Annotated in this window: 21 protein-coding genes; 14 read left to right on the top strand and 7 right to left on the bottom strand. The window is 64.0% G+C overall.

Going from position 1 to position 23,006, the window contains the following annotated elements; all coding sequences use genetic code 11:
- Positions 1 to 20: 20 nt before the first annotated feature.
- Positions 21 to 980 carry a LysR substrate-binding domain-containing protein gene (locus V7Z98_RS04715; RefSeq protein WP_293260999.1) on the bottom strand — a complete coding sequence of 320 codons (960 nt, stop codon included), beginning with the start codon at positions 978 to 980 and terminating at the stop codon, positions 21 to 23.
- 118 nt (positions 981 to 1,098) lie between these two features.
- Between V7Z98_RS04715 and V7Z98_RS04710 the strand changes: the two genes are divergently transcribed.
- Both V7Z98_RS04710 and V7Z98_RS04705 read left to right on the top strand, forming a co-directional pair.
- Positions 1,099 to 1,230, top strand: a complete 132-nt coding sequence (locus tag V7Z98_RS04710; protein ID WP_334157168.1) for a hypothetical protein — start codon at positions 1,099 to 1,101, stop codon at positions 1,228 to 1,230.
- Between the two features lie 8 nt (positions 1,231 to 1,238).
- Positions 1,239 to 2,210, top strand: coding sequence for a ZIP family metal transporter (locus tag V7Z98_RS04705; protein WP_334157167.1), 972 nt, complete (start codon positions 1,239 to 1,241; stop codon positions 2,208 to 2,210).
- Positions 2,211 to 2,427: 217 nt separating this feature from the next.
- On the opposite strand, the gene V7Z98_RS04700 is transcribed toward V7Z98_RS04705, so the two are convergent.
- On the bottom strand, positions 2,428 to 3,129 hold the full coding sequence (locus tag V7Z98_RS04700) for a pseudouridine synthase (protein ID WP_334157166.1): 702 nt from the start codon (positions 3,127 to 3,129) through the stop codon (positions 2,428 to 2,430).
- A gap of 137 nt (positions 3,130 to 3,266) precedes the next feature.
- Here V7Z98_RS04700 and flgB point away from each other — a divergent pair, with 137 nt between their 5' ends.
- From flgB to V7Z98_RS04670, 6 genes are all read left to right on the top strand, one after another.
- Positions 3,267 to 3,713 carry a flagellar basal body rod protein FlgB gene (gene flgB, locus V7Z98_RS04695; RefSeq protein ID WP_334157165.1) on the top strand — a complete coding sequence of 149 codons (447 nt, stop codon included), beginning with the start codon at positions 3,267 to 3,269 and terminating at the stop codon, positions 3,711 to 3,713.
- Between the two features lie 171 nt (positions 3,714 to 3,884).
- On the top strand, positions 3,885 to 4,334 hold the full coding sequence (locus tag V7Z98_RS04690; RefSeq protein ID WP_334157164.1) for an OsmC family protein: 450 nt from the start codon (positions 3,885 to 3,887) through the stop codon (positions 4,332 to 4,334).
- Positions 4,335 to 4,396: 62 nt separating this feature from the next.
- The gene (locus V7Z98_RS04685; protein ID WP_334157163.1) at positions 4,397 to 5,203 is read left to right on the top strand and encodes an enoyl-CoA hydratase; all 807 of its coding nucleotides are present in this window, start codon (positions 4,397 to 4,399) and stop codon (positions 5,201 to 5,203) included.
- A gap of 78 nt (positions 5,204 to 5,281) precedes the next feature.
- Positions 5,282 to 6,382, top strand: a complete 1,101-nt coding sequence (locus V7Z98_RS04680) for a LysR substrate-binding domain-containing protein (protein WP_334157162.1) — start codon at positions 5,282 to 5,284, stop codon at positions 6,380 to 6,382.
- Between the two features lie 34 nt (positions 6,383 to 6,416).
- Positions 6,417 to 7,268 (top strand): DMT family transporter, encoded by an 852-nt coding sequence (locus tag V7Z98_RS04675; protein WP_334157161.1) that lies wholly within the window; start codon positions 6,417 to 6,419, stop codon positions 7,266 to 7,268.
- Positions 7,269 to 7,354: 86 nt separating this feature from the next.
- A complete protein-coding gene (locus V7Z98_RS04670; protein ID WP_334157160.1) occupies positions 7,355 to 8,326 on the top strand; it encodes an AraC family transcriptional regulator in 972 nt (323 codons plus the stop codon).
- A 173-nt stretch (positions 8,327 to 8,499) separates the two neighbouring features.
- Here V7Z98_RS04670 and V7Z98_RS04665 read toward each other — a convergent pair whose 3' ends face one another.
- Together V7Z98_RS04665 and V7Z98_RS04660 are read right to left on the bottom strand one after the other, a co-directional pair.
- On the bottom strand, positions 8,500 to 8,940 hold the full coding sequence (locus V7Z98_RS04665) for a lytic transglycosylase domain-containing protein (protein WP_334157159.1): 441 nt from the start codon (positions 8,938 to 8,940) through the stop codon (positions 8,500 to 8,502).
- Positions 8,941 to 9,203: 263 nt separating this feature from the next.
- Positions 9,204 to 9,794, bottom strand: coding sequence for an IMPACT family protein (locus tag V7Z98_RS04660; RefSeq protein WP_334157158.1), 591 nt, complete (start codon positions 9,792 to 9,794; stop codon positions 9,204 to 9,206).
- A gap of 460 nt (positions 9,795 to 10,254) precedes the next feature.
- On the opposite strand from V7Z98_RS04660, the gene V7Z98_RS04655 reads away from it, so the two are divergent.
- Entirely contained in the window at positions 10,255 to 12,408 is a 2,154-nt protein-coding gene (locus V7Z98_RS04655) for a KAP family P-loop NTPase fold protein (protein ID WP_334157157.1), read from the top strand.
- 633 nt (positions 12,409 to 13,041) lie between these two features.
- On the opposite strand, the gene gyrB is transcribed toward V7Z98_RS04655, so the two are convergent.
- From gyrB to dnaA, 3 genes are all read right to left on the bottom strand, one after another.
- Positions 13,042 to 15,531 carry a DNA topoisomerase (ATP-hydrolyzing) subunit B gene (gyrB, locus tag V7Z98_RS04650; RefSeq protein WP_334157156.1) on the bottom strand — a complete coding sequence of 830 codons (2,490 nt, stop codon included), beginning with the start codon at positions 15,529 to 15,531 and terminating at the stop codon, positions 13,042 to 13,044.
- 70 nt (positions 15,532 to 15,601) lie between these two features.
- Positions 15,602 to 16,720 (bottom strand): DNA polymerase III subunit beta, encoded by a 1,119-nt coding sequence (dnaN, locus tag V7Z98_RS04645; protein ID WP_293261051.1) that lies wholly within the window; start codon positions 16,718 to 16,720, stop codon positions 15,602 to 15,604.
- A gap of 226 nt (positions 16,721 to 16,946) precedes the next feature.
- A complete protein-coding gene (gene dnaA, locus V7Z98_RS04640; RefSeq protein ID WP_334157155.1) occupies positions 16,947 to 18,365 on the bottom strand; it encodes a chromosomal replication initiator protein DnaA in 1,419 nt (472 codons plus the stop codon).
- 355 nt (positions 18,366 to 18,720) lie between these two features.
- On the opposite strand from dnaA, the gene rpmH reads away from it, so the two are divergent.
- From rpmH to mnmE, 5 genes are all read left to right on the top strand, one after another.
- Entirely contained in the window at positions 18,721 to 18,855 is a 135-nt protein-coding gene (gene rpmH, locus V7Z98_RS04635) for a 50S ribosomal protein L34 (protein ID WP_293261057.1), read from the top strand.
- On the top strand, positions 18,852 to 19,352 hold the full coding sequence (gene rnpA, locus V7Z98_RS04630; protein ID WP_293261060.1) for a ribonuclease P protein component: 501 nt from the start codon (positions 18,852 to 18,854) through the stop codon (positions 19,350 to 19,352). Before rpmH ends, rnpA begins: the two co-directional genes overlap by 4 nt.
- Entirely contained in the window at positions 19,337 to 19,546 is a 210-nt protein-coding gene (gene yidD, locus V7Z98_RS04625) for a membrane protein insertion efficiency factor YidD (RefSeq protein ID WP_293261063.1), read from the top strand. Before rnpA ends, yidD begins: the two co-directional genes overlap by 16 nt.
- Positions 19,547 to 19,618: 72 nt before the next feature.
- Complete coding sequence (yidC, locus tag V7Z98_RS04620; protein WP_334157154.1) at positions 19,619 to 21,256, top strand: membrane protein insertase YidC; 1,638 nt, start codon at positions 19,619 to 19,621, stop codon at positions 21,254 to 21,256.
- Positions 21,257 to 21,347: 91 nt separating this feature from the next.
- Positions 21,348 to 22,703, top strand: a complete 1,356-nt coding sequence (gene mnmE / locus V7Z98_RS04615; RefSeq protein ID WP_334157153.1) for a tRNA uridine-5-carboxymethylaminomethyl(34) synthesis GTPase MnmE — start codon at positions 21,348 to 21,350, stop codon at positions 22,701 to 22,703.
- The last annotated feature ends 303 nt before the right edge of the window (positions 22,704 to 23,006 follow it).

Genomic DNA, 23,006 nt, shown 5'->3' with positions numbered 1-23,006 from the left:
AGGGAAAGGCCGGCCAGCGCCTAGGAGCGCACCGGCGCGGCGCCGGGCAGGCCCTGGCTGACGCAGGCCAGCACGGCGGCCTTGACCGCGTCCAGGGCCGGCGGGCGGGGGAAGGTGACGCGCCACACCAGACCGACGCGGCGGAAGGCCTCGGCGCCCGCGCCGGCCACGTCCTCGGCGAAGGGCAGCACCTTCACCAGGGGCTCCTTGTCGCGCAGCGGGTCGGCGGCGGTGGACGGCATCACCGCCACCCCGGCGCCGGAAGCGACCATGTGGCGGATGGTTTCCAGGGAGCTGCCCTCCAGGGTGCCGCCTTCGCCACCCTCGCCGGTGCCGTGGGGGCAGGCTTCCAACACCTGGTCGCGGAAGCAGTTGCCCTGGCCGAGCAGCAGCAGGTGCTCGCCACTCAACTCGCCGCGCCCCACCGATTCGCGCGTGGCCCAGGGGTGGTCGGCCGGCACCACCACACGGAAGGGCTCGTCATAGACCGGCTGGGCCACCAGGCCCGGCTCGTTGAACGGCGCACCCACCGGCAGGGCGATGACGATCACGTCCAGCTCGCCGCGCTTCAGGGCCGGGATCAGGTGGCCGGTGAAATCTTCCTTGAGGAACAGGGGCATCTCCGGCGCCCGCTCGTGCAGGGCGGGGATCAGGGGGGGCAGCAGGTAGGGGGCGATGGTGTAGATCACCCCCAGGCGCAACGGGCCCTTGAGCGGGTCCTTGCCCTGGTTGGCCAGTTCTTCGAGCTTGAGGGCCTCGGCCAGCACCCGTTCGGCCTGGTCCACCAGCCGCTGGCCCACCTCGGTGATGCGGATTTCCGTGGCATTGCGCTCGAACAACAACACTCCGAGGCGTTCCTCCACCTTCTTGATGGCCACCGACAGGGTCGGCTGGGAGACGCGGCAGGTGGCAGCGGCGCGGCCGAAGTGGCGTTCCCGGGCCAGGGCGACCAGGTAGCGCATGTCGGTGAGAGTGAGCATGGCAGTCCTTTCGGCAGGTGGTCTCATAGGATGATTCTATAGCAATTATCCCGACATTCAATTTGAACAATAAATGACCGCTGCCTATCATCGACTCAACGATCGATGGAGCAACGCTATGAACCAATCCGCCCAACCCAGCGCCAGCCGCCTTCCGCGCCTTCAACAGTTCGCCCAGTGGGCCGGCACCTGGCTCGATGCCCCGCTGCCCACCGCCGCCCAGGCGTTCATCGCCGTCCCCAGCCGTTGAGGTTCGCCATGCCGCCCACCGCCGTCATTGACTCCATCCCCGCTCCCGTTCCCGCCGCCGTCCTCGCCGTCGCGCCGCGCCGCATCCTGGGCCTGGCCCTCTGGCTCGTCGGCGCCGGCCTGTTGGCAGTCCAGGGCGGCGCCTGGCTGCTGGCGTGGCTGGCCGAGCGGCCCATGGTCGGCGCCGCCCTGCGCGACGGCACCCTGGCGGCCCTGGCCACCGCCGCCGGCACATTGCCGGTGCTGTTCGCCCGGCGCCTGCCGGAAGCGGCCCACGACGGCCTGCTCGGCTTCGGCGCCGGGGTGATGCTCGGCGCCACCGCCTTCTCCCTGGTGCTGCCCGGCCTGGAATCGGCCAAAGCCCTGGGCCACGGCCCCTGGGGCGCCGGCACCCTGGTGGCCTTCGGCCTGGTCGGCGGCGCCCTGCTGCTGCTCGCTCTGGAGCGGATCATCCCCCACGTGCATTTCGACCAGGCCGAGGACGACATAGCCAAAATCAGCGCCAACGCTGCCGGCGCCGCCCGGGTGGCCAATCCCCAAGTGCAGCGGGTGATGCTGTTCGTTCTGGCGGTGACCCTGCACAACCTGCCCGAAGGCCTGGCCATCGGCGTCGGCCACGGCGGCAGCGAGGCCGGCGCCACCGCCCTGGCCATGGGCATCGCCCTCCAGGACATTCCGGAAGGCTTCGTGGTGGCCATGGCCCTGGCCAGCGTCGGGGTGGGGCGGGGCTGGGCAGCGGTGGCCGGCATCGCCAGCGGCCTGGTGGAACCGGTGATGGCGGCGGTGGGCGCCGCCGTGGTGGGCAGCGCCGCCATGGCTCTGCCCTGGGGGCTGGCCCTGGCCGGCGGCGCCATGCTGTTCGTAATCAGCCACGAAATCATCCCCGAATCCCACCGCCGCGGCCGGGAAACTCTGGCCACCCTGGGCCTGGTGGACGGCTTCGCGGTGATGATGCTGCTCGACACCGCCCTGGGCGCCTGACCCAGCGAGGGCAGGGTAGGAGAGGCAAAAGGGCCGGACTTGCTCCGGCCCCTCAGTGAAACGCCGCGCCAGGACTCGATCCTGGCGCGGTGTCGTTGCAGACCCGCATGGATGCTCGCTCTCCAGGGCAGATGCCCGGAAAGCAAGGCGGGGCGCGGAGTTTGATTTTGGCGAAAAGAGCAGGGCAGGGGAGGAGGAAGGGCGCGCCCCTCCCGGATCAGCCCTGGATCGCCGCCAGTTCGGCCTCGCCCAGCCAGCGCCACTCGCCCTCGGGCAGATCGTCGGGCAGGGCGAGGCCGCCCACCGCCACCCGGCACAGGGCCTCGACCCGGTTGCCGGCGGCGGCCACCATGCGCTTCACCTGGTGGTACTTGCCCTCGGTGATGGTCAGCAGCAGCACCGTGGGCTCCACCAGCTCGGCGCCGGCGGCCTGGGTAGCCTCGGTCTCGTCGTTGAGCCACACCCCGTCGAGCAATTTCTGGGTGAAGGCCGCGTCGGCGGCGTGCTTCAGGCCGACCCGGTAGGTCTTGGGCACCTTGCGCTTGGGCGAGGTCAGGGCGTGGATGAACTGGCCGTCGTCGGACATCAGCAGCAGCCCGGTGGTGTCGCTGTCGAGCCGTCCCACGGGCTGCACGCCCCGCTCCACCAGGGGCTCGGGCAGCAGGGCGAACACACCCTTGTTGAACATCGGGTCCCGGGAGCATTCGTAGCCCTCGGGCTTGTTGACCATCAGGTAGGCCTTTTCCCGGTACTCCCAGGGCTCGTCGTCCACCTCGAAGCGCAGCCCGGCCGGCTCCACCTCCAGGAAGGGGTCTTCGATCCGCTCGCCGTTAATCGTCAGCCAGCCATTGCGCACCAGCTGGCGGCATTCCTTGCGGCTGCCGAAGCCCTGGCTCTGCAAGAGACGGTCGAGTTGCATGGGCCCACCTCGTCAAAACAAATTCGGGCCGCAAGCTTACCAACAAGCGCGGCTGACAGGGAGATGACAGGCAGGGCCACTAGACTCGGCCGACCGCCATTGCCACCCATAGTCACCGTTACTCCGGCCGCATCCCCATGTCCGATCCGATCACGGGCCCCGCCTTCATCCCGCTCGCCGCCAGCGGTTCCGACAACCGCTTCCAGGAAGCGGCGCTCAATGTCCTGGCCAAGCGCCAGTCCATGATCGCCTCCAACATCGCCAACGCCGATACGCCCCAGTACAAGGCAGTGGACATCGATTTCGCCGAGGCCCTGCACACCGCGCTGAACAACGTGCAGCGCAAGCCGGTGGAGCTCAACCTCACCGCCAACAGCCACATCCCGGCCCACGGCAGCCCGGCCCCCATCGGCCAGACCCTGCTCTACCACCAGCCCTACCAGGCGGCAGTGGACGGCAACACCGTCGAAATGGACGTGGAACGGGCCAAGTTCTCCGAAAACTCGATCCGCTACGAATTCGCCGTGCAGCAGGTGGGCAGCGACTTCAAGGAAATGATGCAGATGCTCACGTCCCTGACGTAAGCCGCATCGCCATGACGCCGCCGCCGGTAGCGGCGCATGAGGCTCAATCAAACTAAGCCTCACCCCCGAAAAAGATCGTTTTACGCCCCGGCGCCGCGCCCCTAGCATGAACGGATCAGCGCAGGGCGGGCCCACCACCCCGGTGGCCCCCGCCCCTGCAAGGAACCCGCCATGTCCCAGCACCACACCGCCATCGCCTGGCAGCGCGCGCCCAACGCCGCCGAGCCCGGCACCTACTCGCGCAACCACCTGGCCAGCCTCGCCGGCGGCCAGACCGTGGCCGTCTCGGCCTCCCCCGAATACAAGGGCGACCCAGCCTGCGCCGACCCGGAACAGCTGCTCCTCACCGCCCTGGCCAGCTGCCACATGCTCACCTTCCTGGCCATCGCCGACGTTCAGGGCTACCGGGTCGAGTCCTACCGGGACGAACCGGTGGCCCACCTGGAAAAGAACGAGGCCGGCCGCCTGGCGGTGACGCGCATCGAACTCAACCCCCAGGTCGCCTTCTCCGGCGACAAGCAGCCCGACGCCATGGCCCTGGCCCGTCTGCACGACGGCGCCCATCGCCACTGTTTCATCGCCCATTCGATCACCGCCCAGGTCACGGTCAACGCGGCGTGACGCCAGCGCGTCATGACCATTACAACCGACCGGACCACGCCCCAACCCCAACGGAGCCCGCGATGACCGCCCAACTTGCTACCCCACCCCTGCTGCGCCGCGACGACCGGGACGGGGTGACCACCCTCACCCTCGACCGCCCCGGCCAGTTCAATGCCCTCAGCGAGGGCCTGCTGGACGCCCTGCAAACCGAGCTGGACTGCATCGCCAGCGACCCGGCGGTGCGCTGCGTCGTCCTGGCCGGAGCCGGCAAGGCCTTCAGCGCCGGCCACGACCTGCGCGAGATGCGCGCCAGCCCCCGCCTCTCTTACTACCAGGCCCTGTTCAACCGCTGCGGCCGCCTGATGCAGAGCCTGCAAGCCCTGCCGGTGCCGGTGATCGCCCGGGTCCACGGCATCGCCACCGCCGCCGGCTGCCAGCTGGTGGCCAGTTGCGACCTGGCGATTGCCGCCGAAAGCGCCCGCTTCGCCGTCTCCGGCATCAACGTCGGCCTGTTCTGCGCCACCCCGGCGGTGGCCCTGTCGCGCAACGTCTCGGCCAAGCGCGCCTTCGACATGCTGGTCACCGGCCGCTTCATCGACGCCGCCACCGCCGCCGACTGGGGCCTGATCAACGCCGCCGTGCCCGACGACGCCCTGGATGCGGCCGTCGCCGCCAAGGTCGGCGAAATCCTGGCCAAGAGCCCGGCGGCGGTGCGCTACGGCAAGGCCATGTTCTACCGCCAGCGGCAGATGGCCCTGGGCGATGCCTACGCCTTCGCTGCCGACGTGATGGCACGCAACATGATGGAGCCGGACGCCGCCGAGGGCATCGACGCCTTCCTCGCCAAGCGCGCCCCGCAGTGGCGTTCCCCGGACGCGTCGGCCTGACTGACGGCCATGCCGGCATACGGACCGGCCGGGACGCCACGCCCGCAGCGCCGGCCCGGCATCGCGTAGGATGCGGCCATGTCCCGAAGCGCACCTTCTTCCCACCTGCCCGAGCCACCGCCGGATACGGCAACCGCAGGCGATTCCGGCAATTTCACCGATTCTGCCGACTCCACCGGCCCCGCCTGCCGGGCCGATGCGCCCCCGCGTCAGCGGGAAGCGCCGCGCCGTCTGCCGCCGCTGATCGCCCTGTCCTACTTCGAAGCCGCCGCCCGTACCGGCAGCTTCGTCGAGGCCGCCCGGCTGCTACACGTTTCCCCCGCCGCCATCAGCCACCAGGTGAAGGCCCTGGAGGCCCACCTGGGCATCGCACTGTTCGTCCGCCAGCCGCACCGGGTGGTGCTGACCCGGTCCGCCGAGGCCGCCCTGCCGCGCCTGCAAGAGGGCTTTGCCGCCCTGGCCGAGGCGGTGGAGCAACTGCGCGCCCACGATGAGGATCAGGCCGTGGTCACGGTCTGCGCCGAGCCCCTGTTCGCCACCAAGTGGCTGGTGCCGCGCCTGCACCGCTTCTACGCCCGCTGCCCCGAGGCCGAGGTACGCCTGCAGGCCAGCTTGAGTTCGGTGGATTCCGCCCCCGGCGGCCCGGTCACCGCAGCCAGCTTCCGCCGTGCCGGCATCGACCTGTCGGTACGCCTCGGCTACGGCCAGTACGCCGACCTGGAGGCCGCGCCCCTGCTCGATCTCGACCTGGTGCCCCTGTGCGCCCCGGCCCTGGCGCCGCGCCTGGCGACGCCGGCCGACCTGCTCGCCGTGCCGCTGCTGTGCGACAGCACCCTGCTGCGCCCGGCGGAACGCTTCGGTTGGGCCGAGTGGCTGCGCGCCGCCGGGGTGGCGGTACCCACGCCGCTGCGCGAACAGCGCTTCGGCAACGGCCTGCTGGCCCTGGAGGCCGCCGCCACCGGTCAGGGGGTGCTGCTCGGCAGCGCCGCCCTGACCCAGGCCGAGCAGGCGGCGGACAAGCTGGTGGTGGCCTTCCCCCAGCCGCTCCGCGCCCCTGTCGCCTACCACGTGGTGTGCCCCCCAGGCGCCCTGGAACGGCCCATCGTCGCCGCCTTCCGCGACTGGCTGCGCGAAGAGCTGGCGCGGGATGCGCACGGGCCGGCGGCTGCGGCGCCCTGACGAACGACCATCAACCCCACCCGGGACTTCTCCCATGCCCCCGCTGCGCCTCCTGCTGTTCGTCGCACTGGCCATGGTGGCCTTTGCCGCCAACTCCCTGTTCTGTCGCCTGGCCCTGCGCGAAACCGGCATCGACGCCGCCAGCTTCACCACCCTGCGACTGGTTTCCGGGGCGCTCATGCTGTGGCTGCTGGTGCGTCTGCGCGGCGGGGCCAATGGTGGAAAGCACGGCAGCTGGGCCTCGGCCCTGGCCCTGTTCGCCTACGCCGCCGCCTTCTCCTTCGCCTACCGCACCCTGCCCGCCGGGGCCGGGGCATTGCTGCTCTTCGGCGCGGTGCAGGCCACCATGATCGGCTACGGCCTGTGGCGCGGCGAACGCCTCGGCCCCCGCCAATCCGGCGGCATGGCGTTGGCCGCCGCCGGACTGGTGGGGTTGCTGCTGCCCGGATTGTCCGCCCCGCCGTTGCAGGGTGCCGTACTGATGCTGGCCAGCGGCGTGGCCTGGGGGATTTATTCCCTGCGCGGCCGCGGCGTCGCCAACCCGGCCGCCAGCACCGCCGGCAACTTCCTGCGCGCTGTGCCCTTCGCCCTGGTCCTGAGCCTGGTCCAGCTTTCCAGCGCCAGCGTCGATGCCGCCGGTGCCGCTTATGCCGTGGCTTCCGGCGCCCTGGCCTCGGGCCTGGGCTACGCCCTGTGGTACGGTGCCCTACCGATGCTGCGCGCCACCACCGCCGCTACGGTGCAGCTGAGCGTGCCGGTACTAGCGGCTTTGGGCGCGGCGGCCTTCCTCGGCGAGGCTATCACCCTGCGGCTGATGCTGGCCTCCCTGGCGGTGCTGGGTGGCATCGCCCTGGTGATCCGCAGCCCGCGCCGGGGCAGCCGCTAGCCGCCCTTTCCACTCCGATGGAATAAAATCGCCGCCCGGGCCGCCATTGCCATGGCGGTGTTTCCTTTCACGGCCAGGCGACAAGAATGACTTCCCAAAGCAACGGCGCATCCTCCGGCGCCGATTCGCGGCATTCGTGGCGCGAGTACGCCCAGCGCATGAACCGGGTGATCGACCACATCGACCGGCACCTGGCCGGTACGGTGGACCTGGCCAGCATCGCCGACGTGGCGAATTTTTCGCCCTACCACTTCCACCGGCTGTTCCTCGCCTGGATGGGCGAAACCCTGGGGGACTACGTGCGGCGGCGGCGCCTCGAAGCCGGAGCCCTGATGCTGAACCACCAGCGCCACACGCCGGTGCTCAACATCGCCCTGGACGTGGGCTTTGGCTCCAGCGAAGCCTTTTCCCGGGCCTTCAAGCAGCATTTCGGCATGACCCCGAGCGATTGGCGCAGGAGCGCCCCCGCCCGCCGGGAGGCCAGTTTGGCGGCGCGGCGCAATCCCGATCAGGCGGAAAGCAAGCGCGATCAGGTGCCAGGGGAAGGGAGCGGCCATGATGGCGAACCCCTTTTCGAGGAGCCCATCATGAACATCACGATTGCCACCCTGGCCCCGGTACGGGTCGCCTATATGCGCCACATCGGCCCCTACGGCCCGAGCATCAGCCGCTTCTGGCAAGAGCAGTTCCTGCCCTGGCGCCACGCCAATGGGCTGGAGCAGGCGTCCTGCTACGGCATCGGTTACGACGACCCGGACGTCACCCCGCCCAGCAAGTGCCGCTACGATGCCTGCGTGGTGGTTCTGGAGGAATTCGTCGCCCATGCCCCCGTCAGCATCGCCACCCTGCCGGGGGGACGTTATGCCGTGGCCGATTTCCGTGGCGACGGCCCGGCCATCGGCGGCGCCTGGATCGAGCTGCTGCGCCGCTGGCTGCCCAGCAGCGGCATGCAGCCTGACAGCCGGCCGTTCTTCGAGTACTACCCGGCCGATGCCTACTACGACGCCGCCAGCGGCATCATGGAATGCCAGCTGTGCGTGCCGGTGCGGCCCCTGTAGCTTTCTGCTACGACCATGAAAAGGCAACGGCCACGCCAAGGCGGGCCGTTGTTGTTTTGCTCGATCGGGTCAGGTTGCAGGCTGTAGACGGCCCAACGACGCGCCTCTCGCCGGCACTCATCGAACGCTGTGAAAAAGCGTCAGCCGGTGCATGAATACCGGGATAGCGCGGATCACTCCTGGGCCAGGGTCGAGGGCGGCATCAGCCGTTGCACCCGTTTGCTGTACAGCTGGGCTTTGCGCGGAAAGCCGGAGTGGTAGGCCTCCACCGCCGCCCAGAGATCGCCATAGCGGGCCACGTAACCGGCCAGAATCCAGGCCGCCGTCTGGACGTTGGTGCAGCGGTCCTTGAGCTTTTCCCGGGTGATCCCGAACTTGGCCAGGGTCGGCAGCCAGCCGGTGCCGATCTGCATCAGGCCGATGTACATCGTGCCGTTCTTGCTGCGGGCCACCGCGTTCGGATTGCCGCCGGATTCGATTTTGGCGATGGCCTTGAGGACATCGACCGGCACATCGTGTTGTTCCGCCGCCTCTTCGAAGCAGGCCTGGGCTACCAGGGGAAAGCAACAGAACAGGGTAAGCATCACCCGAAAAAACCATTGGCGCGGGGTCATGGGAGCTCCTCGTCAAGGTGTTGGTCACAACCCAGGCCGCGCAAGATGCAAGTCTCGAAACTTGCCGGGCATGGCGTCGTCACCGCAGGGCGGGCGAACTCTTACCTATCTCGGGTATGCGCAGTGGGCCTTCATCGGAGTTTTGTCCGGGGTGGTTGAGGGAAGAGAGTGATCCCGGAGCAAGCCATTGATAATAATGGAAAGTTTACTTTTTTTCCAGCACATCCCAGGGGCATCAAGGGTGAGCCACCTGCTTGCTTCGATCACGCCAGCGGCAACCAGACGATCCGCCCCTGGCCGGCCTCGTTGAGTGCCACGACAAACGCATCGGCCGAGGTCTCGGCCAAAGCGAAGGCAAACTCGACCTGATCCCCGTGCCGTACCGTATGCAGCATTGCCCCTGCGGCCTCCAGTTCCCGGCGCAGTAGGCCTTCGAGAGAGTAGGGCACCTGGCAGCCCAGGTCCCGTTGCCGGACGATGGCTACTTTTTCAGCACCGCGCAGCGCCTGGGCCACGCAATCCGTATAGGCCCGCACCAAGCCGCCAGCCCCCAGCTTCACGCCGCCGTAGTAGCGCACCACCGTGGCCAGCACACCTTCCAGGTCCTGGTGGCGCAACACATCGAGCATCGGCCGCCCCGCCGTGCCGCTGGGCTCACCGTCATCCACCGCCGCCGACTGCCCGCCGGCCAGCAGCGCCCAACAGACATGAGCCGCCCCCGGATGCTCGGCACGCAACCTGGCAACCATGGCTTGCGCCGTGGCCCGATCGGCCACCGGCTGCACGCAGCCGATGAAACGGCTTTTCTTGATCAGAAGCTCGCTGTGGATGGCAGCGGCAAGGGTTTGGGGCATCGCGGAAAGAAGGGGGTAATCGAGAAAAATGGCCGCTCAGAGAGAGCAGCCATTTTCAATGCGACCTGTGAAACCTGGATTTTTGGGAAAAATCCTGAAGCGTGTTCCTACAGCTGAATCGCCAGCTCCCCATTGCCTCAAGTTTAAGGCTTAAAGGTGTCTACAGGTTCTGGGGCGATTCAGATTGCCGTATTCGGCGGTGGTTGCAGAGGCTAAATGACAGGCCTTGGAAAGCCATCAGATAATCGGCCTTAACGGTCATTGAGCCTCAGGCAGTACTACGACAAAGGTGTGGCTACCGGCCATTAGTTTGCGTTACCTTCGAGCGAGGCTTTGCCTTTTGACACTTTATAACTAGCCGGCCTGTGCCCAACGCCATGCCATTGGGTTAGCATAGGCGTATCCAAGCGCCCTAATGCAGCAACGTGGCGCCAATAATTCTTATGAGTAGAGATGCCAGGTGTCTGACCAAAAGCGCCATACAGTTATCGATGCAGACAAACCTCTGCTGACAGGTAAAGCCCTTGCGGGTGACAGACTTAACCGAAAAGAGTTTGCGCGGTCTGTAGCAACAGCCCTGCAACGAGTTACATCATCGTCGGGGTTCGTCTTATCCGTTGAAGGCTCTTGGGGAAGTGGCAAGACTTCGACACTAGCGATGATCGAAGAAGTGCTGCAAGAGGATGGAAAGGGAACGCCGGTTATCGTTCGCTTCAATCCTTGGCTAATAGGTAATCGTGATGCATTACTTGGCCAATTCCTTTCTAAAATTGCGGCATCGGTCAAACTAACCGATCACGCCAAAAATGCGCAGAAAGTCGCTAAAGAGCTCAAGAATTATTCAAAGGTATTTGATGTAGTCAAGTTGATCCCCGGGGCTGAACCGTGGGCTTCAATCGTGAAGTCCGTGATGTCTTCTGTCGGAGAAGCGACATCTAGCGCTTCCGAACAGAAAGAATGCGACATCGAAGCTCAAAAACGAAGAGTCGAAGACGCATTGAGAAAATTTCCTCGGCCAATCATTGTGTTTATCGATGATGTTGACCGTCTCTTCCCACAGGAGGTTTTCGAGATGGTTCGTATCATCAAGGCCGTCGGCGACCTGCCGAACATGGGTTATGTTTTAGCATGGGACCATCGTTACATCATTCACGCGCTACGGAGCGCCTCGGTTCCACAGTCTGATAGTTATTTGGACAAAATCGTTCAGGTTCGAATGCCGCTTCCCGGTTTGTCTCTAACGGCAAAAGAAACCTTGATTGATGAGGCATTGAAAGCGCTGCATCCTGAAGCGCTGGATAGGCATTTCGCTAGCGATGAAAATCGTCTATCCATGCTGTATTTCTCGGGATTACGTGAAGTGCTTGAACAGCCTCGCGACGTCACAAGAGTCTTTAATTCTGCTGGCATGATTGAGCCGGCGCTACGTGGCGAGATTGCGCTTTCGGATATTGTTGGCCTAGCTACCTTGATGGTTAAGGCTCCTCCAGTTTTTGAGCTACTACGAAATCACCCGAGATGGTTCGTCGGTCTCTTGCCAATGGACAACGCCCTACTGGAGAAATCCGAAGATATTCTGAAAGCGGGGAAAGAGCATCGAGACGCAGCGTATGCTCAGTGTAGCCAGCCGGATGCGGTGCGCCGTTTAGTGCATTACTTGTTTCCACAAACGGCAAAAGCAGAAGATGCCTTTACCATGGGGCGTATTTCCGATGTCGAGGGACATTTGGCGGCGCCAAATAGATTACTAGTTGCCCTTCAACTGAGCGTAAGTCCGACCGACGTGAGCCTGAGGGCGGCTAGACGCTATTTGCTATGTCCCGAGTCTCGCGAAGATATCGTGCGAGCATTGAATGCACGAAATTGTTTAGAGTTCCTTAGCCGCTTAGGGGATGTTGCCGAGTCAATGCATGGGAGAGGGATTGACGACCTAGAGGACGTTTGTTTGTCTATCGCGCGTCTTGTCGATACCCCTCTATTTGTTGAACGCGCAGCACAGAGTGTTACTTTTTCGTTGTCGCCGGAAGATGTTGCGGAGAGGGCAATTGGAATTTTGATACTAGCTGTCGCGCCGGATCAGAAGACTTCTATCGCAGCATCAATTATCAAAGATCGAAAATCTTTATCCGTGGCGATGCAAATTTGCTACACAAGCTTCCTCTCGCATGAGCGCAATGAGAAGCGATGGCTAATTGCGGAAGAAAAAGATAAAGATGAACTGGTCCAATCCTTCACCGGTAACGTGTTAGCAGCAGCCAAGGAAGGGATACTCCTAAAAACCTGCAATGCAGCTTTCATCCTGTGGAATGTAGCGAGATTGGCACCTATTATCTGCCCACAAATATTCAAGGAATTGAAACGCACTGATCATTCGCTAGACAGATTTGCACTGGAAATTCTTCATAGTAGTACCGACTCGTCGAATGGTCGGGCCTATGCATTGCCCAAAGATTTGCCGGTTCTTGAAGCGTACTGCTCACTTGAAACTCTAAGACAGCATGCTGTTAATCGACTTGCCGATACATCTATCGACTTCCCTGCAAAGGCGGCATGGCGTTCAGTTGTAGAGAAAAAATCCATCTATGGAAAAGATGGATCGATTTGTGAGCGATGAGATAGAAAGGCTTTTTCCGAACAAGAGTGTCTGCTGATCGTGTGATTTTGGTCGTTTCGACACCAATTTTTCACTGGCAGCTTTGGCCGAGTTGCTGGCTTAGGCTTTTCTGCTTGTTGCAGAGCGCAGCAGCCGTTAGACAAACGATTATTAAACTCCTGAGGGATGTAGTTGCGCAAGACTAGACATTTGCCCGCGGAGGAGTAATCTGGAATGGAAGATCAAAGAGAAGTAAGTCGGTTCTCGAAGCAAACAAAGTGACTGGAGGCAGCATGACTGATAGTCCGCCGCAAATTGAGATAATTGCGTAGTACCCAAACGGCGAAAGCCGCATTGCTTCGATCAATTGCTACGAAGCCAAGGATTTCAGAAGCCCAAGCTTGAAACGCTTGGGCTTTTTGCTTGCCCTACTGCTGACAGTCGGGGATTCCTAGACACTCTTTAATCCGGACAGCAGGTAAGCGGCGAATTACTGACCCATACGACTCATCTGGACATCAACCGTTATGGCCGACTTCTAGACGAATCAAAAAATATAAAAGCCACCCAAATAGGTGGCTTTTACTCTGACTCAGATTCCCATGAAATCTAGACTTTTGGGAAAAATCTAGATAATCGTGGGATCCTACACCATCAAACATCGATGTTCCGGGCATACAGCGCGTTGCTTTCGATGAACGCCCTGCGGGGTTCCACCAGTTCGCCCATGAGGGTGGTGAACACGCCGTCGGCGCTGATGGCATCTTCGATGCCGACGCGAAGCAGGCGGCGCACGGTGGGGTCCATGGTGGTTTCCCACAGTTGCTCGGGGTTCATTTCGCCCAGGCCCTTGTAGCGCTGCTTGGAAATGCCGCGCTCCACCTCGTTCTGCAGCCAGGCCATGGCTTCGGCGAAGTCGGCGACCGCTTGCTTCTTCTCGCCGCGTTCGATGCTGCCACCGGGCCCGAACAGGCCGGAGAGCAGGGTGGCGGCCTTGCGCAGCTGGGTGTAGTCGCCGGAGCGGACGAAGTCCTCGTCGATCACGCCGACCTTGAGGTTGCCGTGGTGCATGCGCTCGACGCGCAGCTGCCAGCGCTCGTCGGCCTCGTTGAAGTGGGCGACGATCTGGGTACCGTGGTTGACGTGGGCCGACAGGGCCTCGGCGGAGGCACGGGCGGCGGCCTCGCTGGAGACGTCCACCTGCAGGTCCTTGGCGACGATGGCGTGCAGCACCTCGGGGTTGATCAGGTTGGAGAGGCGGTTGATAACCGCCTCGGAGAGCAGGTATTCCCGCGCCAGCTCTTCCAGGGCCGCGCCGGTAATGGGCTCGGCGCCGGCTTTGGGGATGAGCCGCGATTCTTCCAGGGCCATCTTGAGCAGGAACTGGTGGTACTCGTGGTCGTCCTTGAGGTAGCGCTCGGTCTTGCCGTGCTTGACCTTGTACAGCGGCGGCTGGGCGATGTAGATGTGGCCGCGTTCCACCAGTTCGGGCATCTGCCGGTAGAAGAAGGTAAGCAGCAGGGTACGGATGTGGGCGCCGTCCACGTCGGCATCGGTCATGATGATGATGCGGTGGTAGCGCAGCTTCTCGGGCTTGTACTCGTCCTTGCCGATGCCGGTGCCCAGGGCGGTGATCAGGGTGGCGATTTCCTGGCTGGAGATGAGCTTGTCGAAACGGGCCTTTTCCACGTTCAGGATTTTGCCCTTGAGGGGCAGGATGGCCTGGAACTTACGGTCGCGGCCCTGCTTGGCGGAGCCGCCGGCGGAGTCACCCTCGACCAGGTACAGCTCGCACAGGCTGGGGTCTTTTTCCTGGCAGTCGGCCAGTTTGCCGGGCAGCCCGACGCCATCGAGCACGCCCTTGCGCCGGGTCATTTCCCGAGCCTTGCGCGCCGCGTCCCGGGCGCGGGCGGCCTCGACGATCTTGCCGGTGATGGTCTTGGCATCGAGCGGACGTTCCAGCAGGAACTCGGACAGCTTGGCCGCCACCACTTCTTCCACCGCCGGGCGGGCTTCGGAGGAGACCAGCTTCATCTTGGTCTGGGAAGCAAACTTGGGGTCCGGCATCTTCACCGAAAGCACGCAGGCCAGGCCTTCGCGCATGTCGTCGCCGGTGATTTCCACCTTGGCCTTCTTGGCGATCTCGTTCTCTTCGATGTACTTGTTGATGATGCGGGTCATCGCCGCCCGCAGACCGGTGAGGTGGGTGCCACCGTCAGACTGGGGAATGTTGTTGGTGAAGCAGAGCACCTGTTCCTGGTAGGTGTCATTCCACTGCATGGCCACTTCGACGCCGATGGTGACGCCGTCGGCCACTTTGGCTTCGCCGGCCGAGTAGAAGATGTTGGGGTGCAGGACGGACTTGTTGCGGTTGATGTACTCGACAAAGCTCTGCACACCGCCGGCGAAGGCGAACAACTCTTCCTTGCCGCTGCGCTGGTCCACCAGGCGGATGCTGACGCCGTTGTTGAGGAAGGACAGCTCGCGTAGGCGCTTGGCCAGGATTTCGTAGTGGAATTCCACATTGCCGAAGATCTCGTCGTCGGCCAGGAAATGCACTTCGGTACCGCGCTTGTCGGTGTCGCCCAGGACCTTGAGGGGGGAAACTTCGAAACCGTCACGCATTTCCAGCACGCGCTCGACGGGTACGCCCCGGTTGAACTCGATGAAGTGACGCTTGCCGTCGCGGCGAATGGTCAGGCGCAACCACTTGGAGAGGGCGTTCACGCAGGACACGCCGACCCCGTGCAGACCACCGGAAACCTTGTAGGAGTTCTGGTTGAACTTGCCGCCGGCGTGCAGTTCGGTGAGGGCGATTTCGGCGGCGGAGCGCTTCGGCTCGTGCTTGTCGTCCATCTTCACCCCGGTGGGGATGCCGCGGCCGTTGTCGGTGACGGAGATGGAGTTGTCGGCGTGGATGGTGACGACGATGTCGTCGCAATGACCGGCCAGGGCTTCGTCGATGGAGTTATCCACCACCTCGAAGACCAGATGGTGCAGACCCGTGCCGTCGGAAGTGTCGCCAATGTACATCCCCGGGCGCTTGCGCACGGCCTCCAGGCCTTCAAGGATCTGGATGCTGGATTCGCCGTAGGCCGGTGAGGCTTCCTGCGGGTTGTTCATTTGCGGGTTTTCTTCGCTCATTGTTCCTGTTCCACTAAAAACTGCAAAAGGCCCGCCGAGCGGCGGACCTTAAATCGCTGCACGCGCCGGATCAGATGCGCATAGGCATGACCACGTACTTGAAGCGGTCGTTGCCCGGCAGGGTGATCAGGGCGCTGGAGTTTGCGTCGTTGAAGTGCCACTCGATGGTCTCGGCGTGGGTGTTGTTGAGCACGTCGAGCAGGTAGTTGACGTTGAAACCCACGTCCAGGGGCTCGCCGGCATAGGCCACTTCCAGCTCTTCCTGGGCTTCTTCCTGTTCGGCGTTGGCGGCGTTGAGCTTGAGGGCGTTGTCGGCAGCCACCAGGCGCACACCGGAGAACTTCTCGTTGGTCAGAATCTTCACCCGCACCAGGGAGGAGAGCAGGGTGGAGCGCTCCAGGGTCAGGGTGTTGCGCAACTGGGCGGGGATGACCCGCTCATAGTCGGGGAACTTGCCGTCGATCAGCTTGGAGACCAGTACCACGTTGCCGAAGGTGAAGCGTACCTGGTTGGGGGTCAGGGCCAGTTCCAGGGGCTCGTCGGAATCGGCCAGCAGGCGGTTTAGTTCGATCACCGTCTTGCGCGGCAGGATCATTTCCTGGCGGGGCAGGCTGTCCACGCCGTCGCCTTGCAACGCCATGCTGGCGTAGGCCAGGCGGTGGCCATCGGTGGCCACGGCACGCAGTTCGCCGCCGTCCACCAGCAGAAGCAGGCCGTTCAGGTAGTAGCGCACGTCCTGGGCGGCCATGGCGTACTGGGTCTGGGCCAGCAGCTGGCGGAACTGCTTCTGGGTGACGGTGAAGGTGCGGGTGTCGCCGTCGGCCAGGGCCATGCGCGGGAAATCCTCGGCCGGCAGGGTCTGCAGGGCGAAGCGGCTCTTGCCGCCACGCACCGTCAGGCGCTTGTCTTCGAGTACCAGGGAAACGTCGGTGCCTTCGGGTAGGGAGCGCAGGATGTCCTGCAGCTTCTTGGCGCCCACGGTCACCGCGCCGTCGGCGCCGTCTTCGGCCCCGCCGGTGGAGGTGGTGATCTGGATTTCGATGTCGGTGGCCAGCAGGGTCAGTTGGTCACCGCGTTTTTCCAGCAGCACGTTGGACAGGATCGGCAGGGTGTGCCGCTTCTCGACGATGCCGGACACCGACTGCAGAGGCGCGAGGAAGGTCTCGCGAGACGCTTTTATGAGAAGCATATAAATAAAACCCTAGTGATTAGTTAACCGAACGACAACTCTGTGGATAACGAAAAAAACGTCTTGATTATCCTTGGCTTAGGTCCAAAAAAACAGGGTGGAAAACCTCTGTAGGACGCTGTGGAGCCAAGTGGAACAACTTTTCGGACGGGAAAAAACAGGAACTTCCCCCCATTCTTTCCACAGGCTTCCCGCCTGCTTGTCCACGGGCCGCACTCTGCAAGCGCTAGCCCTTGAGCACCTGCAACAGCACGTGCAGGTCGTGGTTGAGCTGATTGTCCTTCATTTTCAAGTCTTCGATGGTGCGAACGGCATGGAGCACCGTGGTGTGGTCGCGCCCGCCGAAGGCGTCGCCGATGGCCGGATAGCTGTGCGGAGTAAGGTCCTTGGCCAGCCACATCGCCACCTGGCGGGGACGGGCGATGATCCGGGTGCGCTTCTTCGAATAGAGATCGGCGACCTTGATCTTGTAGTACTCGGCCACCGTCTTCTGGATGTTTTCCACTGTGATCTGGCGATTGTAGGCGCCGATCACGTCCTTCAAGGCTTCCTTGGCCATGTCCAGGCCGATGGCCCGACCGTGGAACTGGGAATAGGCCAGCACCTTCTTTAACGCCCCTTCCAGCTCGCGCACGTTGGACTTGAGGTGCTTGGCGATGAAGAACGCCACCTCCTTGTCCAGGCGCACCCCTTCGGCCTCGGCCTTCTTTTCCAGGATGGCCACCCGCATTTCCATCTCGGGCGGCTCGATCTGCACGGTCAGGCCCCAGTCGAAGCGGGTGATCAGCCGGTCTTCCAGACCGGTGATGTCCTTGGGGTAGGTGTCGCAGGTGATGATGATCTGCTTCTTCGCCTCCATCAGGGCGTTGAAGGCATAGAAGAATTCTTCCTGGGTGCGGTTCTTGCCGTTCAGGAACTGCACGTCGTCGATCAGCAGCACGTCCACCGAACGGTAGTAGCGCTTGAACACGTCGAAGGACTTCTGCTGGTAGGCGCGTACCACGTCCTGGTAATAATCCTCGGCGTGCACATAACGCAGCACCTTGTCCGGCCGATCGGCCAGGATGCGGTTGCCGATGGCGTGGATCAGGTGGGTCTTGCCCAGGCCGGCGCCGCCGTAGATAAACAAGGGGTTGTAGTCGCTACCCGGATTCTCGGCCACGCGCATGGCAGCAGCCCGGGCCAGGTCGTTGGCCTTGCCCACTACCAGGTTGTCGAAGGTGAAGGCGGCATTCAGCCGGGTCTTCTCATAACCGGTCTTCTCCCGGTTGGGCGCCTTGGCGGCCGAGGCGGGACGTGGGACGGAGGCGGGCAGTTCGCCGCTGTCGGCCCCCGCAGATTCGGCGGAAGTGGCGGTGGACGGGAGCGAAACCGCTGCCGGGCGGGGCGCCGGGGCGCTGCCCTGGCCGATCGACAGGTCGATGGAAACGTCGCTGTTGAAAAATTCCCGTCCGTATTCCTGAATGCGGCTCAGGTAGCGGTCGCGCACCCACTTCAGGATGAAGCCGTTGGGGGCGTACAGACGCAGCCCCTCGGCGGGGTCGGGGCCCGCTTCAAGCCGCAAGGGCTTGATCCAGGTGTTGAATTGCTGCGCCGGCAGCTCTTGCTCAAGCCGGGACAGGCAGGAAGACCAGAATTCGCTCATTGAGTGCAGAAGGCACCCGGCCCGTGCAGGCTAGCGGGCCAGATAAAAACAGCTCCCGGTGCAGTTTCGCCGAGGCGAGGCTGCGCACCGGGCCGGGGGAGGAGGGGAGGGATCGCGGACAGCTGGCCCGGGCATCGGGCATTCAACGCAAAAGCCCTGCTGGAAAGCCATGGCGGTACCGAAAAGCAAGACCGGCGATGACCGGACCTGCCGCCGCCATCCTCCGAAGATTGACCACCATTCTACCCGTTCCGGCCCGAGTTATCCACAGGGCAAAGATCGGGAACCTTGACAAGATGAGGCCAGCCCGGGTTTAATCACGCGTTTATCTTTCCCGAAGCATCAAGGACTTATCATGAAGCGTACCTACCAGCCTTCCGTCGTGCGCCGTAAGCGCACCCACGGTTTCCTCGTCCGCATGAAGACCCGCGGCGGCAAGAAAGTGATCGCTGCCCGCCGCGCCAAGGGCCGTCATCGTCTGGCCGTTTGAAGAAGCCCTTTGGCTTCCCCCGCGCCCGGCGGCTGCTGAAATCCGAGGAATTCACGGCCGTCTTCGACTTCCGGCGCGTGGCGCGAAGCCCGCATTTCGTACTGCACTATCTTGAGCCGGCAGCGGATCGGGACGCCACAGCCCCCGGTCAGCCCCGGCTCGGGTTGGTGATCGGCAAGCGCCATCTGCGCCATGCCGTGCGGCGCAACCTGGTGAAGCGCATCGCCCGGGAAACCTTCCGGATGATGCAGGCGGAACTCAAGCCCCGCGACTACGTGTTGCGCATGGCCGCAGTTCCCCGTTCCGGGCCGGCTCCGGCCCCGGTTCCAGGCAAGAAGAAATCCGGCAAGGGGCAGCCCGCCCCGGTGCGCCTCGACCGCCAGGCCCTGGCCAGCGAACTGCGCGGCCTCTTCGCCCGCAATCTGGTCCGCGACCGCGCCAAGTCCGGCATGTCTGGCAAGCCCGCCTCCCCCGACGCGCCATGCGCATCCTGCTGATCGGCCTGGTCCGTCTCTACCAGTATGCGTTGAGCCCCTTCCTGGGGCCTTCCTGCCGTTTCACCCCGTCCTGTTCCGAGTACATGGTCGAAGCCCTGCGGCGCCACGGCGCGGTCAAGGGCCTGTGGCTCGGCACGCGGCGGATCTGCCGCTGCCACCCCTGGCACCCCGGCGGCCACGATCCGGTGCCATAATGGCGCCTCTTTTTTAACCCGCCTCCGGGCGGCCGATTCCCACCACACGGCTAAACAAGGCTGACAGGGCTCATGGATAACCGTCGTCTGCTCCTTTCGATCATCTTCTTCGTCTCCATCTTCATGCTGTGGGAGGCCTGGAACCGGCAGCACGCGCCCCAGCCCGTGGCGGGCAGCGCCGCCCAGGCGTCGGCCCAGTCCGGCGCGCCGGTGCCTTCGGCCAGCCTGCAGCCGGGCGTGACCGCCCCCACCGGCGACGCGGCTTCCCAGTCCGCCGCCGAGAAGGTGACCGTCACCACCGACCTGTTCAAGGCCGAAATCTCCAGCCAGGGCGGCGATCTGGTGCGCCTCGAACTGCTCAAGCACAAGTCCGCCGACGAAAACGCCTCCCCGGACCACCGCCTGGTGCTGATCGATCCGGCCCACCGCTACGAAGCCCAGACCGGCCTGATCGGCGACAACCTGCCTACCCACCGCAGCACCTTCAAGGTCCTGCCGGGCAAGCGCGAGATGGCCGAGGGCAGCGATACCCTGACCCTGTCCCTGGAAGCCGATACCGCCAACGGCGTGAAGGTGATCAAGACCTACACCTTCCACCGCGACAGCTACGTCATCGACGTGGGCTACGAGATCGACAACCATAGCCAGGCCGCCGTGGCGCCCCACGCCTACTTCCAGTTGCAGCGCGACGAGACCAAGCCCGCCGGCGAGGCCCGCATGGTCAGCACCTTCACCGGCCCGGCCTTCTATTCGGCCGCCGACAAGTACCAGAAGGTGGACTTCTCCGACATCGAGAAGGACAAGGCCAAGCACGTCAAGACCGCCGACAACGGCTGGGTGGCCATGGTGCAGCACTACTTCGTCACCACCTTCCTGCCCCAGGGCAACGTGACCCGGGAGTTTTACACCCGCAAGGTGGGCAACGGCGCCGTCGCCGCCGGCGTGATCCTGCCGGTGCAAAGCATCGCCCCGGGCGCTAAGGGCGGCATCACCGTGCCCATGTACGCCGGTCCCCAGGTGCAGAGCGAGCTGAAGAAGCTGGCCGATGGCCTGGATCTGGTGGTGGACTACGGCTGGCTGACCATCATCGCCGCGCCCCTGTTCTGGGTGCTGCAAGCCCTGCACAAGCTCACCGGCAACTGGGGCTGGGCGATCATCCTGCTCACCATCGGCCTCAAGCTGCTGTTCTTCCCGCTGTCCGCCGCGTCCTATAAGTCCATGGCCAAAATGCGCCAGGTGACGCCGCGCCTGACCCAGATCAAGGAGCGCTTCGGCGACGACCGCCAGCGCATGAACCAGGAGATGATGGAGCTGTACAAGAAGGAGAAGATCAACCCCCTGGGCGGCTGTCTTCCCATCGTCGTGCAGATTCCGGTGTTCATCGCCCTCTACTGGGTACTGCTCGGCGCCGTGGAAATGCGTCAGGCGCCTTGGCTGGGCTGGATCACCGACCTGTCGGTGGCCGATCCCTTCTACATCCTGCCGGTGTTCATGATGGTCACCATGCTGATCCAGACCAAGCTCAACCCCACCCCGCCGGACCCGATCCAGGCCAAGGTGATGTGGATGATGCCCCTGGTCTTCGGCGTGATGTTCTTCTTCTTCCCCGCCGGCCTGGTGCTGTACTGGACGGTAAACAACCTGCTGTCCATCGCCCAGCAGTGGTCGATCAACCGCATGATGGGCGACGGCAAGGCGGCCAAGGCCTGACCGGCCCCCTCTGCCCCGCACCGCGGCGACAGGCCCCCGGCGACATTCGCCCCGGGGGCCTTTTTCATTGTTGTCATTGGAGACCAGCCCCATGATGCCCAAGCGCGACGTCATCGCCGCCGTGGCCACCGCCCCCGGCCGGGGCGGCATCGGCGTGATCCGCATCTCCGGCCCCGATCTGGGGGCCTACGTCGCCGCCCTGGCCGGCCGCAACGTCCCGCCGCGCCAGGCGGTGCTCGCCACCTTCCGCGACGCCGCCGGCGCACCCCTCGACCAAGGGCTGCTGCTGCACTTCCCCGGTCCGGGTTCGTTCACCGGCGAGGACGTTATCGAACTGCACGGTCACGGCGGCCCGGTGGTGCTGCAACTGCTGCTGTCCCGCTGCCTCGACCTGGGGGCCCGGCTGGCCGAGCCCGGCGAATTTACCCGGCGCGCCTTCGAGAACGGCAAGCTCGATCTGGCCCAGGCTGAAGCCGTGGCTGACCTGATCGACGCCTCCACGGCCTCCGCCGCCCGTTCGGCGGTACGCTCGCTGCAAGGCGACTTCTCCCGGCAAATCCACGTACTCAACGACGAGCTGATCGAACTGCGTGCCCTTACTGAGGCCACCCTGGACTTTCCTGAGGAGGAGATCGACTTCCTGGAAGCGGCCAACGCCTTTGCCCGCCTCGACGCCCTGAGCCAGCGCCTCGCCGCCATCTTCGCCAAGGCCCGCCAGGGCAAGCTGCTCCAGGGCGGCCTGCACGTGGTACTGGTGGGCCAGCCCAACGTCGGCAAGTCTTCCCTGCTCAACGCCCTGGCCGGCGACGAGCTGGCCATCGTCACCCCTATCGCTGGCACCACCCGGGACGTGGTACGCGGCACCTTGCAGATCGAAGGCATTCCCCTGCACGTGGTGGACACCGCCGGCCTGCGCGACACCGAGGACCAGGTCGAACAGATCGGCATCGCCCGCACCTGGAAGGCGGTGGACGAGGCCGACGTGGTGCTGCTGCTCACCGATGCCCAGCACGGCATCACCGCCGCCGAGGAAGCGATTCTGACCCGCCTGCCGGCCCACGCCATCCGCCTCACCGTGGAAAACAAGGTGGACCTGACCGGCGACGCGCCGGGCCTGGTTCCGGAAGGCCAAGGCGGCCAGCGCATCCGTCTCTCCGCCAAGACCGGGGTCGGCATGGCCGAACTGCGCCAGGCCCTGCTCGACATCGCCGGCTGGCACCCCCAGGAAGACGTGTTCATCGCCCGGGAACGGCACCTGCGGGCTCTGGCCGGGGCCAACCTGCACCTGGATGCCGCCCGCGACCAGGCCAAGCTCGTGCCTCCCCCCCTGGAACTGTTCGCCGAGGAACTGCGCCTGGCCCAGCAGGCCCTCAACAGCATTACCGGCGAATTCACCGCCGACGACCTGCTCGGCGAAATCTTCGGCCGCTTCTGCATCGGTAAATAGTCCCGTCGACGATTTTCACGTAGTTACAAAAAAGCCCGCGTTTCTGCGGGCTTTTTTGTTGCCGAACAGTGCAATGGGGCAGTGATTTGCAGGGGATTCACAATTTCCATCTATAGAAGAAATGACGACTTTTACGGCTGGTTCGTTATTAACCTTGATTTTTCTCTGAAAAAAACAGTATCAGGCCAACCCAAAATTCTCACATCACAGTTTTCAGCCAATCCTCCCGACCGGCCTAAGAAGCATGCCAGAGTCTATCAAATAAAATACATTAAAAATAATCAACACAATGTTTTTAAAAGA

It is taken from the genome of Oryzomicrobium sp., from assembly GCF_036820405.1.
Classification (GTDB): domain Bacteria; phylum Pseudomonadota; class Gammaproteobacteria; order Burkholderiales; family Rhodocyclaceae; genus Oryzomicrobium.
The sequence above is the reverse complement of the archived record's forward strand: the minus strand, read 5'-3'. Positions and strand labels throughout refer to the sequence as shown.

Excerpts from the sequence above, each read along its gene's own strand:
- V7Z98_RS04715 (WP_293260999.1), bottom strand. The coding sequence starts at position 980 with ATGCTCACTCTCACCGACATGCGCTACCTGGTCGCCCTGGCCCGGGAA.
- V7Z98_RS04710 (WP_334157168.1), top strand. The coding sequence starts at position 1,099 with ATGAACCAATCCGCCCAACCCAGCGCCAGCCGCCTTCCGCGCCTTCAA.
- V7Z98_RS04705 (WP_334157167.1), top strand. The coding sequence starts at position 1,239 with ATGCCGCCCACCGCCGTCATTGACTCCATCCCCGCTCCCGTTCCCGCC.
- V7Z98_RS04700 (WP_334157166.1), bottom strand. The coding sequence starts at position 3,129 with ATGCAACTCGACCGTCTCTTGCAGAGCCAGGGCTTCGGCAGCCGCAAG.
- flgB (WP_334157165.1), top strand. The coding sequence starts at position 3,267 with ATGTCCGATCCGATCACGGGCCCCGCCTTCATCCCGCTCGCCGCCAGC.
- V7Z98_RS04690 (WP_334157164.1), top strand. The coding sequence starts at position 3,885 with ATGTCCCAGCACCACACCGCCATCGCCTGGCAGCGCGCGCCCAACGCC.
- V7Z98_RS04685 (WP_334157163.1), top strand. The coding sequence starts at position 4,397 with ATGACCGCCCAACTTGCTACCCCACCCCTGCTGCGCCGCGACGACCGG.
- V7Z98_RS04680 (WP_334157162.1), top strand. The coding sequence starts at position 5,282 with ATGTCCCGAAGCGCACCTTCTTCCCACCTGCCCGAGCCACCGCCGGAT.
- V7Z98_RS04675 (WP_334157161.1), top strand. The coding sequence starts at position 6,417 with ATGCCCCCGCTGCGCCTCCTGCTGTTCGTCGCACTGGCCATGGTGGCC.
- V7Z98_RS04670 (WP_334157160.1), top strand. The coding sequence starts at position 7,355 with ATGACTTCCCAAAGCAACGGCGCATCCTCCGGCGCCGATTCGCGGCAT.
- V7Z98_RS04665 (WP_334157159.1), bottom strand. The coding sequence starts at position 8,940 with ATGACCCCGCGCCAATGGTTTTTTCGGGTGATGCTTACCCTGTTCTGT.
- V7Z98_RS04660 (WP_334157158.1), bottom strand. The coding sequence starts at position 9,794 with ATGCCCCAAACCCTTGCCGCTGCCATCCACAGCGAGCTTCTGATCAAG.
- gyrB (WP_334157156.1), bottom strand. The coding sequence starts at position 15,531 with ATGAGCGAAGAAAACCCGCAAATGAACAACCCGCAGGAAGCCTCACCG.
- dnaN (WP_293261051.1), bottom strand. The coding sequence starts at position 16,720 with ATGCTTCTCATAAAAGCGTCTCGCGAGACCTTCCTCGCGCCTCTGCAG.
- dnaA (WP_334157155.1), bottom strand. The coding sequence starts at position 18,365 with ATGAGCGAATTCTGGTCTTCCTGCCTGTCCCGGCTTGAGCAAGAGCTG.
- rpmH (WP_293261057.1), top strand. The coding sequence starts at position 18,721 with ATGAAGCGTACCTACCAGCCTTCCGTCGTGCGCCGTAAGCGCACCCAC.
- yidD (WP_293261063.1), top strand. The coding sequence starts at position 19,337 with ATGCGCATCCTGCTGATCGGCCTGGTCCGTCTCTACCAGTATGCGTTG.
- yidC (WP_334157154.1), top strand. The coding sequence starts at position 19,619 with ATGGATAACCGTCGTCTGCTCCTTTCGATCATCTTCTTCGTCTCCATC.
- mnmE (WP_334157153.1), top strand. The coding sequence starts at position 21,348 with ATGATGCCCAAGCGCGACGTCATCGCCGCCGTGGCCACCGCCCCCGGC.